Annotated in this window: 8 protein-coding genes and 3 pseudogenes; 8 read left to right on the top strand and 3 right to left on the bottom strand. The window is 59.3% G+C overall.

Annotation, left to right across the window (positions count from 1 at the left end; genetic code table 11):
* Positions 1 to 212 precede the first annotated feature (212 nt).
* Positions 213 to 1,763, bottom strand: coding sequence for an ArnT family glycosyltransferase (locus ACTORR_RS00485; protein WP_441343416.1), 1,551 nt, complete (start codon positions 1,761 to 1,763; stop codon positions 213 to 215).
* Between the two features lie 267 nt (positions 1,764 to 2,030).
* Between ACTORR_RS00485 and ACTORR_RS00480 the strand changes: the two genes are divergently transcribed.
* The 5 genes and pseudogenes from ACTORR_RS00480 (at position 2,031) to ACTORR_RS00460 (ending at position 7,142) form a co-directional block, all read left to right on the top strand.
* On the top strand, positions 2,031 to 2,867 hold the full coding sequence (locus tag ACTORR_RS00480) for a hypothetical protein (protein ID WP_441343415.1): 837 nt from the start codon (positions 2,031 to 2,033) through the stop codon (positions 2,865 to 2,867).
* Between the two features lie 464 nt (positions 2,868 to 3,331).
* Positions 3,332 to 3,880: pseudogene (locus ACTORR_RS00475) on the top strand (TetR/AcrR family transcriptional regulator); the annotation flags it as partial.
* Between the two features lie 460 nt (positions 3,881 to 4,340).
* On the top strand, positions 4,341 to 5,621 hold the full coding sequence (locus ACTORR_RS00470; protein ID WP_441343414.1) for a tyrosine-type recombinase/integrase: 1,281 nt from the start codon (positions 4,341 to 4,343) through the stop codon (positions 5,619 to 5,621).
* Between the two features lie 68 nt (positions 5,622 to 5,689).
* The gene (locus ACTORR_RS00465; RefSeq protein WP_313365074.1) at positions 5,690 to 5,920 is read left to right on the top strand and encodes a hypothetical protein; all 231 of its coding nucleotides are present in this window, start codon (positions 5,690 to 5,692) and stop codon (positions 5,918 to 5,920) included.
* A gap of 319 nt (positions 5,921 to 6,239) precedes the next feature.
* Entirely contained in the window at positions 6,240 to 7,142 is a 903-nt protein-coding gene (locus ACTORR_RS00460) for a LysR family transcriptional regulator (protein ID WP_313365073.1), read from the top strand.
* A gap of 63 nt (positions 7,143 to 7,205) precedes the next feature.
* Here ACTORR_RS00460 and ACTORR_RS00455 read toward each other — a convergent pair whose 3' ends face one another.
* Positions 7,206 to 8,489 (bottom strand): OprD family porin, encoded by a 1,284-nt coding sequence (locus ACTORR_RS00455; RefSeq protein ID WP_441343413.1) that lies wholly within the window; start codon positions 8,487 to 8,489, stop codon positions 7,206 to 7,208.
* 80 nt (positions 8,490 to 8,569) lie between these two features.
* Positions 8,570 to 8,872: pseudogene (locus ACTORR_RS00450) on the bottom strand (3-(3-hydroxy-phenyl)propionate transporter MhpT); the annotation flags it as partial.
* On the opposite strand from ACTORR_RS00450, the pseudogene ACTORR_RS00445 reads away from it, so the two are divergent.
* The 3 genes and pseudogenes from ACTORR_RS00445 to tssA form a co-directional block, all read left to right on the top strand.
* Positions 8,870 to 9,694, top strand: a pseudogene (locus tag ACTORR_RS00445) (OmpA family protein); the annotation flags it as partial. The pseudogenes ACTORR_RS00450 and ACTORR_RS00445 sit on opposite strands and share 3 nt — an antisense overlap.
* Positions 9,695 to 9,838: 144 nt before the next feature.
* Positions 9,839 to 10,357 carry an Hcp family type VI secretion system effector gene (locus ACTORR_RS00440; RefSeq protein ID WP_054886875.1) on the top strand — a complete coding sequence of 173 codons (519 nt, stop codon included), beginning with the start codon at positions 9,839 to 9,841 and terminating at the stop codon, positions 10,355 to 10,357.
* A gap of 95 nt (positions 10,358 to 10,452) precedes the next feature.
* On the top strand, positions 10,453 to 11,550 hold the full coding sequence (gene tssA / locus ACTORR_RS00435; protein ID WP_054886876.1) for a type VI secretion system protein TssA: 1,098 nt from the start codon (positions 10,453 to 10,455) through the stop codon (positions 11,548 to 11,550).
* Positions 11,551 to 11,585 lie beyond the last annotated feature (35 nt).

Genomic DNA, 11,585 nt, shown 5'->3' with positions numbered 1-11,585 from the left:
CGTAGTGATGGTCAAGGGCTTATCCAGCCAAAGGGTATGCTCGATTTTGTGAAAGAAGTATAAAAAAAGGGTCGCGTTATCATTACATTGCACAGGCAGACAGCTGAGGTTCAGGTTGCCGGCCAAGTGTGAAGCTAACAATAATTTTGAAACCCATAAACATCCATTTGGATGGCTGTGAAACTGTACTTTAGTTGCCTGAATAGAGGCTGTTAGTTGTCGCTTGGCAGCTTTGCAAGGGGCGTGTCTGGGCCTTGGGGAATATAAGCCACACTTTGATCATCATGGCTATGTAACCACTGCTCGCCACGACTGGGTCGGGTGGTGACCACCTGATGATCGTTGTGCAAGTAGTCAAGGGGAGGCGTCTCGCCACGGCGGTAATGCGCGACGATGATCGTGCGCTGCGGGTCCCAGTGCTTGCCGCTGGTGCGCTCCAGCCAGGCCATCAATGTCGCGGTGTTGCCTGTGCGGGGATAATTGTCGGTCTGCGCCACATAGTAGAAGGGGGCACCACCCGTTTGCAGGTACATTGGCACCTTGTTGTCCACCTCGACCATGACCATCTGCCATTGCGCCAAGGGAGCCTGACGGCTCGCCTGTTCGCGCACCGCCTCGCCGAAGCGGATCACGCCGCCGCCGCCATTGCTCCAGGGCACCAGGATGCCCAGCACCGCCAACAGCAACACGGCGGTAACCGCGAAGCCGGCCTGCAGATGCTGCCCGGCGGACTCGCGCTGGGCCACGCGACGGGTGATCCACCAGGCACCGAGCAGGTGCGCGAACGGCACCAGCGGCAGCACATAGTAGCTGCGCCTGCTGCCGCTGGCGGTGAAGAACAGCATCAGCAGGCCAAGCCCCTGAAGCAGCCAACGGGTATCCGGCTCGATCTGCCGCCAGTGGCGCAGGGCAACCCACACGGCGATGATCCAGCAGGGTGCCCAGGGTAGGGTATAGACCGGCAGGTATACCAGGTAGGTGTAGATCGGCCCGAGGTTGTCGAATGGCTGGAAGAACCGCACCACGTTCTCCCGCAGTACCAGCCCCAGGCCACTTTCGCCGTAGTTGGGCGCGCCGTACAGGTGCGAGAGTAGAAACGGCAGCATGTACAGTGCTGCGGCCAGCAACAGCGCAGCCAGCAGGCGCAGGTTCAGGTGGCGGCGCCAGCGGCCTTCGCGCAGCAAGTGCGGCAGCAACACCAGGCCAGGCAGGATGAAGCCGATCAAGCCCTTGAACAGCGACGTTAGCGCCAGTAGGCCGAAGAACCCGACGTAGCGCCAGAAGCGGGTATCGTCCGGCCCGCGGCAATACCACCAGACCGCTGCCAGTACGCCGCATACGGTAAGGATGTCGGCAGTGGCGACCCGTGCCCAGAACACGAAGTAGAAGGTCGTGGCCAGCATCCAGCCGGCGACCAAGCCGGTGCCCTTGCGGAACAGGCGCTCGCCCAGCAGATAGGTCAGCCAGACACTCAACCATGCCGCGACCACCGAGGACAGGCGCAGCGACCAAGGCCCCAGGCCACCGGAAAGCCAGGCGCTGGCCGTGATCAGCCAGTAGGACAGCAGGGGTTTGTCGTAATAGCCGCCGCCTTTGAGGTAGGGGTCAAAATAATCTCCGCTTTGTAACATCTGCAGGGAAATGTTGGCCCAGCGAGTTTCTGCTCCCCATAACTCGCGACTGCCCAGGCCCAGCGTCAATAACAAGGCGGTGACGGCCAGCAGTAGCAGCAAGGCGCGTTGGTCGGTTGTTTTCAGATTCATCACTGGCTCTGCGGGTGGGCAAATTGTCGGCGAATCCTAGGTGGAGAAAAGTGCGGGGGGAGTGAAGGATTGGTGAAAAAGTTGCTGTTTGCGCTGCACAATCATATAACTACACTAAATGAATATTTAGTTGAGTTATGCCTTTGTGGAATATTATAAGGGCAGGGTACCAGCCCATTCGTTGATATGCGAGTCATAGCCTGTTGCTACTAGCAACAGCTCCAGGCTACTTTCATGCGAATCCATCCTGAATCAACGGAGCTTTTCGTGAGAGAGAACGGTGATACCGATTATTCGAAAGAGCTTGCTGAAGTCCTGTCGCCGTATGCAAAGCAATTCTTCAACGCTTTTTTGCCTGTAGTGGACGTTATCGTTTCCACTGTCATACCTAAGACATTGGAGGCTCTTTCACGTTTGCCCGAGGATTGGCCAGCTCGGTTTAATCAGTTGGCCACTCTTTCCACCAGGTCTAAGCAAGCGATGCAGCTCGCATTGGACAGGGGTTGGTTTTTCGGATGGCACGTCTCGTTGAGGGAGGTCCTCACGCTCGTAAAGGCCATTGAGGATCTAGAGCCAGGTGACCTCGATGCCTACATGGCGGACTATTTTCGTGAAAGCTTGAATGCTTTTGCCTGCGCTCTGATCGAAAAATATCCTGATCGAGAAAAGCCCATTTCTGCAGCTGTGCATGCTCATCAGGAGCTAGGAGATGATGGCTACTTACTTTCCATACCGGTTTTTATTGCTCAGGCTGACGGGATCTGCGCTGAATGGCTTGGCATTGAGCAACCGTTATCTAAATCGAAAGGACCAGGCGCCTCTATACGCGCAGCTACTCATGCGCAGCAAGTAATTCAGGGGGATTCTCACTCGGCAGAGCTCTTGCATCCGCTTTTCGAGCTGCATAACTCTGACTTTCTCAAGGGAAGCAAGCAGCGAGGCGCTGGTACTTTTGACGCTCTCAACCGTCACCAGGTGATGCATGGAGAAACCTCTGACTATGGTTCCGAGGTGAATAGCCTGAAAGCGTTTTCATTCCTTGTGTTCGTGGGGCTTCATCTTCCATCTGTTCTTGAGCGAAATTCGGCTAGCAGTCACCCTTAGCCGTCGGTCGTTAGTCGTCAAAAGGTGTATTTAGATGACCAACGACCAGCGCCGCGGCTGTGCACCAGGGCAACCGTTGGGTGTTGCTACTAGCAACACTTGGTGCTGGCCAAGCAGGCCATTTTTCGCGCCCGCGAAAATCTCAGTACGATCTGGCTGCAGGAATTTCACCGTGAAAACCCTGGTGCCAAGCAGTGTGCAGCGACTGGCCTTAGGTCTGCTGAGTGTTGCTAGTAGCAACACCTGGGCCGATCGAGCAGGTCGATTTTTTCGCGTCCGCGAAAATCGCAGTGCGATCTGGCTTCCGATCTGGCCAACCCACGCCCCGGCAGCTCCATACGAATGTGCGCATAATGCATATTATGTTAAATCTGATAATGAGCTTACCCGGCCTGTGCAACCAAGTCCTATTCACGGCTGCGACTTACAAGCCTTGGTTGAATCATTATTTGCTCAATGTTCTGATGCACCTCCCTACCGATGAGCGCTTGCTCAAAGCGCTGGCCGACGCGATCGTCCTCCACCCCCGTGCCACCTTGAAAGAGCTGGCTGAGGCGGCGGGCGTGAGCAAGGCGACCCTGCACCGTTTCTGCGGTACCCGTGACAACCTGGTGAACATGCTGGAACGCTATGGCGATCAGGTCCTCTCCCATGTCATCGACAACGCTGACTTGCACGGCAGCGACCCGGCCGCAGCCCTGCATCGCCTCATCGTCGAGCATCGTGAGATGATGATCTTCCTACTCTTCCAGTACCGCCCGGACTCGTTCGACGACAGCGAAGCGAACCGCCCATGGCGGGCCTATGCCGACGCCCTGGATGCCTTCTTCCTGCGTGGCCAGCAAGCGGGCGCTTTCCGTATCGATATCAGTGCGGCGATCTTCACTGAAATGTTCCTGAGCATGGTGTACGGCATCGTCGATGCAGAACGACGCGGACGCGCGGCCAGCGCAACATCCGTGCACACGCTGGAACTGCTATTTCTCGATGGCGCTGCGGCACCTGCTCGGGCCGATTCCTTGCGTGCCTCGGCCAGGCTGAGACCGGAGTACGCGGCAGTAAAAATTGGTACAAATCGTGAAGTAATTGGCTGACAGTGGCTCTCTATGCCTTGTCAATTTCTTGCTCCGAGTTAGATTTCCCCTTGTGTGCGATCTGACTCCATGTCCAATAGTTGGTTAAATCTGCGCCCTTGTCTTCTTTTTGATTTAGTTTGATTCCTTGTCAGATTATTTGTGATGTTCACTGCCACTCAAGCTCAGCGTGGTGAGACTTACGCAGCCTCGCCAACCCCAGCCCGTTATCGATAGTTAGTAATATCCTTATTGTTGCCCGAAGCTCGCACGGCTGCGTTGCGCGGTTACGGCCTTGCCGGTAACATCAATAGGTTGAGGCTACCCTGAAAAATTCCTCAGACTTCCGATTACTGTCATAACTGGAAGTCTATTGTCTTCAAAATCTGGCTGGTATTCCATGGCGCGCGCACCCCAACCCTTGTTCGAAACCTACGACAACTTCATCGAGCAAGACTTCAGTATGTACGGCTCACCGTTGGCCTGCGTCGCGTCCTTCTTGAATGAGTGTGAAGCTGCGTTGGAACCTGACCGGGGCTACGCGGCGGTGCGTGCGTTCCTGCGCGCGTTTTCCGACAACGCGCAGACGTTCAATTCGTACCGCAGTCATACCGAGCGCTTGTTGCTGTGGGCACTGCTGGTCCAGGGCAAGCCGCTGAATCATTTGAAGCGCCAGGATGCGCAAGACTATCTGGATTTCTGCCGAAACCCGCCAGCTGACTGGGTCGGTCCGGTGACCCGCAGTCGTTTTCTGAACAACCCGAGCGCGGTGGATGCACGCGAAGCCTGGATGCCTAATCCCAAATGGCATCCCTTCAACATGAAGTCCAGCAAGGCGATGGCTGCAGAATCTCTTGGCACCCAGCACTATCAAGCGGCGAACGGCACATTAAATCAGGTGTACACGGTCTGCAGCCGGTTCTATGAGTTCCTCATTGAAGATGGCTTCACCCAAGCGAATCCTTTTCGACTCCTTAAAAAAGGCAACCGATTTTCCACGCAAGAACTCGAAGTTGCTTCTTCGCGGGCGCTCACGCCGCTGCAGTGGGACTTTGTCCTGGATACCGTTGAGGACATGGCGAACGCCGAGCCGGAGCGGCATGAGCGAACCTTGTTTATTGTTGCCACGCTGTTCGCCATGTACCTGCGGGTTTCAGATCTCGCCGGTCGAAAAAATTGGAAGCCCACCATGGGAGACTTTCGCTTAGATGATGAAGGCAACTGGTGGTACTTCACGGTGGGTAAAGGCAACAAGGCGGCCAAGATTGCCGTGCGGGATGTTTACGTAGAGCGCTATTTGAAACGTTATCGCCGATTCCTGGGGCTTTCCGAATTACCTTATCTTGGGGAAAGTACGCCGCTGATCAAAACGCTCAAGGGTCGCGCAGGTTTGTCTGACCGACAGATCCGCGCCCTCCTCCAGGCTGTTTTTGATAAAGCCGTAGAGAAGATGCGCAGCGAAGGCCGCGCGAACCATGAGATAGAAAGTCTGCGCTGTGCGTCTGCGCACTGGCTGCGACACACCTCTGCCACCTTTGACGCGCCGCTGCGCAATCCTAAAGACCTGCAGGAAGACCTGCGGCACAGCAACCTCAGTACGACCCAGAACACCTATTATCACGCGCATGATCAGGAGCGCGCGCATTCGGTTAAACGCATCGGCATGCGCGACCGCGGTTGAGCTCGGATCGCCTGCCGATTCCCAGCCTAGCGATCCACAGGATCGAAGCCTTTTTCTAGGAGCCAAGAGTGAAAATTACCGGGCGAGTCGAGATTGAGGCCATTACTGATGTCACGTGTGACGTCTGCGGTATTTCTACGCGCATGGCTGCGGGCAGTTACCAGTACGGAACCCTGCAAGCCCACTGGGGGTATGGCAGCGACCACGATGGTCAGCGCTTTGAGGTACACCTCTGTGAGCACTGCTTTTTTCAGACCCTGGCGTACGTGAAGCAAGAGCGACGTGTTCAGCACCTGTAAGGCTTATGGAGCGTTTTGCAGAATGCGTGGATTCCGAAAGGCGAGCAATGCCTCCCGCCGAGAGGCCATTCTACAGTCCAAGGCCCAATCGAGGATCATGGCCAGCGGAAACTGGCTCACCTGGCCAGAGCTACATGCGCTGTTGCCCGCATCGGTTAAGGGGCGAAGTGACAGCTGTCCTGACCGACTTCTGGAGGGTGCGATCTTTTCTATTAGCTACGAAGGTGTGGAGTATTTCCCGCGTTACGCCATTGAATCAGGCGGCTTGGCTGTAGCGCAGCGGGGAATGTAGCGCGTTATCGCTGCGCTGGCCACCAGGATGAGTGGCTGGAGCATGGCTTTATGGTTTGAATCATCCAATTCGTATTTGGCGGGTCAGCTGCCGAAGGATCTGCATCTGAGCCAGCCCGCAACCAGCGCGGCTCTCGCCCGCTTGCGCGATTATTTCGAAGACGACTTGCTGGTCCAGGTGGGCCGCAAGATGATTCGCACCCCGGTAGGGGATGGCCTGGCGCTTCCGATACGCGAATTACTCATTCAGATGCGCGCCACCCTCGAGAACCGTGCGCTGTTCAAACCCGCAGACTCAAACAGAAAATTCAGCCTGATCGTGTCTGACTATGTCGGCACCGTGTTGATGCCTGAGGTGAGCCGCAGAATCAATCAGGCGGCGCCGCTATGCTCAATCGAGATGTTCCCGCCACATAATGCGCCCACCGAGCAAATCGAAAGAGGAGAGATCGATCTTCTCTTGTTACCCGATTTACAGACCACGACCCAGCACCCGTCTCAGCCACTTTTCCAGGACGAATTCGTTTGCGTGATGTGCCAGGACAATCCACTGACCGAAGCCACTTTAGACTTCGAGCGGTTCAGGCTCAGCAAACACGTGTTGGTACGCTGGGGCGAAAAGCGGATTCCTACCGTTGATGAATGGTTCTTGAACAAGTTCGACGTGGAGCGGCGTTATGACGTGGTCACCAACACGTTCAACAGTGTGCCCTCCTATCTTTTCGGTACCGACCGGTTGGCAACCATGCATCGACTTCTCGCCGAACGCTGGGTTGGCTACTTGCCGTTGAAAATCCTGCCACTGCCATGGGGAGCACCGCGTCTGACTATTGCCATGCAGTGGAACAAATACCAGCAGCACAACCCGGGGCTCATCTGGTTGAGAGGGCTGGTCGCCGAGGTAGCCAACCGCCTGAGCGTGTCGGCTTGACTCTCCTCGACAGTGTATCGGACGACTCAGCCCATGGTGCTGCTTGCCCAACGACCGGATGGCCTACCAAAGCTTGACCGTGTAGTCCACATTCACCCGCAGCTCATTGTCATTCCGGTGCGTGGCACCGGGCAGGAAGTCGTTGCGGTACCAGGCATGCCGCAGGCGCAGCGCCACGCCCTTGAACGTGCCCTGCTGCACGGTGTACGAAACTTCTACGTCCTTTTCGCTTTCGCTCAAGCCTGTACCACCCAAGCGGGCCAACTCGATGTTGTCGCCACGGACATCGCGCAGCATACCCTTGAGCCCAGGCACGCCGAACGGGGCGAAGTCCTGGTCGAACTTGACCTGCCAGCTGCGCTCCTTGGGGTTGATGAACTCGGAGCTGAGCGTGCCTTCGGTGATCACCAGCGGCTCGGTGCCGTACAGGTAGGGCATCGCGGTATCGCCGTCGAGCTGCATGTAGCCCAAGCCCAGGCTGCGGCTGGCCCAGGAGTAGGTGAGCATCATCGCGATGTTGCGGTTGTCGACCGGGCCAGCCTTGGCGGCGCCGTCCTCGCCGGTGATGAACAGGCGGAAATCGCTTTTCAGGCGGCCCGGTCCCAGCTTGCGGTCGTCGACGAAACCGAAATAGTCCTTGCGATACAGCTCGTCCAACTCCGCGTGGTAGTAGCGCAGGGTCAAGGCATCGGACCAGGCGTAGTCGCCACCGAGGAAGGTGAAGCGGTCGGAGGTGGCGGCGCCGTTGAAGCGGCCGTTGGGCGCGGCGACGCTCATTTTCTGGTAGTCGGTGGAATCGCGCAGGTTGATGCGGTCGAGCCAGCCGGCGTGCAGGCTCAGGCGCTCGATGTCGCTGGAACGCAGGTAGGCGCCGCGGAAGGTCTGCGGCAACAACCGGGTGGGGCTGGCGAAGGCGATCGGCAGGAAGGTGCTGATGGTGCCGCCTTGCAGCTCGGTCCGCGAGATGCGCATCTTGCCGGTCAGGCCCAGCTCGGAATAGTTGTCGGCGGGCTCGCGGGTGGCCGGGTCGAACGGCAGCAAGCCAGTGCCGGTGCGGTCTGGCGAGGAGTCGAGCTTGACGCCGAGCATGCCCTTGGCGTCCAGGCCGAAGCCCACTGGGCCTTCGGTGAAACCGGAGCTCACGTTGAGGATGAAGCCCTGGGCCCACTCGCGGGCGGCCGATTGTGGCGTCTCGCCCACGTAGTTGCGGTCGAAGTAGTAGTTGCGCAGTACCAACTCGGCATGGCTGTCCTCGACGAAGCCGGCGGCGTGGCTGGAGTTGGCGCAGAACAGGCCGATGGCCAGGGCCAGGGCCAGGGCCAGGCAGGTATTTTGGGCCTTGTGCATGGTCACTTCACTTTCTTGTAGTTGTAGGAAGCCCTGCCGCGGACGCAGCAGGGAGCACAGCAAGGTCGAACAGCGGGGAATCAGGCCGGGCGGCGGCCGATCAGGCGGAACAGCGCCAGGGCGGCGATCACCACGCCGGGCGCCGAGGCCATCAGCACGCCGGCGGAACCGGCGCCCAGGGCCAGCAGCTGGCCGGCCACCAATGGCCCACTCATCGCCCCAAGGCGCCCGACCGCCACCGCCGCGCCCACGCCGGTGGCGCGCACTCGGACCGGGTAGAAGTGCGGCGCCAGGGCATACAACACGCCCTGCCCACCGGTGGCGAAGAAGCCGGCGAAGAACCCAGCGACGAGCATCGCCGGCAATGCGCTTGCCAAGCCCAGGCCCTGTACCTGCTGACCACGCTCAAGGTCTACCAGCGCAACGCCCGTGAGCTGCAGCCGGTGAGCGGGGTCGACAGCGTCCAGGTCGAAGCGCTGCCGCATGACAACCGCGCCCAGTCGATCGCCGACTTCGGCAAGGCGACCCTGGACACCTACGTGATGCTGTCGCCAGCCCAGCGCGAGAAGGCCGACCCGGCGTTCCTCAAGGCACGGCTGCCGGACTACTGGTACCCGGCCATTGCCCGCCAGACTGGCAAGAGCATGGCGGCGTCCGGCAGCGAGGGCGGCAACCAGGACTACCTGTACGCCAGCCGCCAGATCGACTTCTACAGCGACCAGATCCGTGAGCCGGACGTGCCACGCATCCTCGACAACGCCTTCCTGATGTCCAGTTCGCGCAACTACATCGACAGCCTGCGCGCCCAGTCGCTGCGCTCGATCGAGACCATCACGCTGGAGTCCGACACGCTGTTCGCCTTTGGCCGCGCCGACTTCCAGAGCCTGAAGAACGAAGGCCAGAACCAGCTGAGCGCCATCGCCAGCAAACTGCTCAATACCCCCAACATCGGCAAGATCGTCATTTCTGGCCACGCCGACCAGCTCGGTGACAGCCAGGGCAACCTGCAGGTGTCCAGGCAACGGGCACAGACCATCCGCACCTACCTGGTCGGCAAGGGCGTGCCCGCCGAGCTGGTGGTCGCCCAGGGTGAAGGCAGCCGCAAGCCGCTGGTCAACTGCGACATGCAGCAGCCACGGGCGCAGCTGATCAAGTGCCTGGAGCCCAACCGAAGGGTGGAAATCGAAGTGCGCGGGCTCAACTGAGGCCGCGTCGCAAGAACCGGCCACCCGGGCCTCACAGGAGGAGGCCCGGAGGGCGGCAAGCTACCTCTGCCGACGTGTTCGGCGAGGTCAAAACCAAGGGGTGCATGAGCAACCCTTCAAATGATGTTAATGGAGAGTTTCACAATGGCTTTTGACGCGTATATCCAAATCGACGGCATCCCAGGCGAAGTACTGGACGACAAGCACAAGGACTGGATCGAAGTGCTGGGCTACGAGTACGGCGCCACCCAGGCCACCTCGGCTACCGCCAGCTCCTCGGGTGGTGCGTCCTCCGAGCGTGTTGCCCTGAGCGACTTCAAGATCCGCAAGGCAGTCGACAAGGCTTCGGCCAAGCTGTTCGAACACTGCTGCACCGGCAAGCACATCGCCAAGCTGAAGCTGAACGTCAACCGTGCCGGTGGCGACAAGGTCACCTACCTGACCATCGACATGGAAGAAGTCGTGGTGTCGTCGGTCAAGTTCGTCGCCGGTGGCAACCAGAACGGTGAAGACAAGTCGGTGAGCGACCTGCCGGTCGAAGAGATCAGCTTCAACTTCGCCCGCATCAAGACCACCTACACCCAGCAGAACCGCACCGACGGCCAGGCTGGCGGCAACATTGTCGGTGGCTGGGACCGCACCAAGAACAAAGTGTTCGCCTAAGTACTTGCTTGCCCATGGGCCGCGCAGGCGGCCCATGTTCCGCAGCGTGCCGGCTGGCCCGGCGCGCTGCTTCCCTCCCCTGACCAGAGTGTTTTATGCCTGAAATCCTCAATGACCTTTCGCTGGCCGAGCTGGCCGCACCGATCGACGGTGGCAGTGGCGAAGACTTGAGCTTCTCCGCCTTGTTCGACCAGATCAAGGAGGCGCGCCGGGCAGACCCTGACTACCTGACCCAGGGCGACTGGCAGACCGACCTGAAAACCGCCGACTGGGAACAGGTCATCGCCCTTTCGGCCCAGGGGCTGGCGCAACAGAGCAAGGACCTGATGCTGGTCGCCTGGCTCTGTGAAGGCCTGGCCCAACGCGAGCATTTCGAAGGCATCAGTTTCGGCCTGGAGCTGACAGAACGCATCCTCGACACGTTCTGGGACAGCGTCTATCCGTCGCTCGAAGACGGCCTGGAGGAGCGCGCCGCGCGACTTTCCTGGCTCAAGACCACGCTCACCGACATTGCCGGTGGCTTGCCCATTACCCAGGGGCAGAATTTTGGCGTGCTGCGCTATGACGAATCACGCCATGTAGAAAACCTCGCCTTGCAGAACCCCAAGGCGATGCAGACCGCGCTGAACGAAGGCAAGATCAACGCCGAGATCTTCCAGCGCTCGGTCGCCCTCAGCGATACCGAGCACTTGCGCGCCAAGGCCTTGCAGATTGCCGCCAGCCTGCAGGCCTGCAACCGCCTGCAGGCCAGCACCGACCGCCTGTTCGGCCACGAAGCCCCAAGCTTCGCCAGCCTAGCCGACATGCTGTCGCGTGCCAGCCAGCTGGCGGAAAAACTGCTCAAGGACCGCGGCGTCGAACTGCACCCGGTTGTCACCCCGGCCGCAGAACCCGTCGCCACCGTTGCCCCCTCCAGCGAAGCAGGTGAACCGATGAACACGCCCGTCCAGGCCACCGCGCCTGCGCCCATGCGCACCACGCCCCTGACCCGCGACGAGGCCTTCACCATGCTCGCGGGCATTGCCCAGTTCTTCAAGCAGAGCGAGCCGCAAAGCCCGGTGCCCTACCTGATAGAACGCGCCATCAAGTGGGGCAACATGCCGCTGGAAGGCTGGCTGAGCGACGTGATCAAGGACAGCAATGTGGTGGACAACATCCGCGATGTGCTTGGCACCCGCGAGCCAAGGTCCTGATCCTGTGCAAGGCTTACGGGCCTCTTCGCGGGCAA

This window comes from Pseudomonas sp. SAR267, assembly GCF_052077595.1.
Lineage (GTDB): Bacteria > Pseudomonadota > Gammaproteobacteria > Pseudomonadales > Pseudomonadaceae > Aquipseudomonas > Aquipseudomonas vlassakiae.
This window is presented reverse-complemented; position numbering and strand designations above follow the sequence as displayed.

What these genes read in the sequence shown, in the direction of transcription:
- ACTORR_RS00460 (WP_313365073.1), top strand. Translation starts at nt 6,240, where the DNA reads ATGAGTGGCTGGAGCATGGCTTTATGGTTTGAATCATCCAATTCGTAT.
- tssA (WP_054886876.1), top strand. Translation starts at nt 10,453, where the DNA reads ATGCCTGAAATCCTCAATGACCTTTCGCTGGCCGAGCTGGCCGCACCG.
- ACTORR_RS00470 (WP_441343414.1), top strand. Translation starts at nt 4,341, where the DNA reads ATGGCGCGCGCACCCCAACCCTTGTTCGAAACCTACGACAACTTCATC.
- ACTORR_RS00455 (WP_441343413.1), bottom strand. Translation starts at nt 8,489, where the DNA reads ATGCACAAGGCCCAAAATACCTGCCTGGCCCTGGCCCTGGCCCTGGCC.
- ACTORR_RS00485 (WP_441343416.1), bottom strand. Translation starts at nt 1,763, where the DNA reads ATGAATCTGAAAACAACCGACCAACGCGCCTTGCTGCTACTGCTGGCC.
- ACTORR_RS00440 (WP_054886875.1), top strand. Translation starts at nt 9,839, where the DNA reads ATGGCTTTTGACGCGTATATCCAAATCGACGGCATCCCAGGCGAAGTA.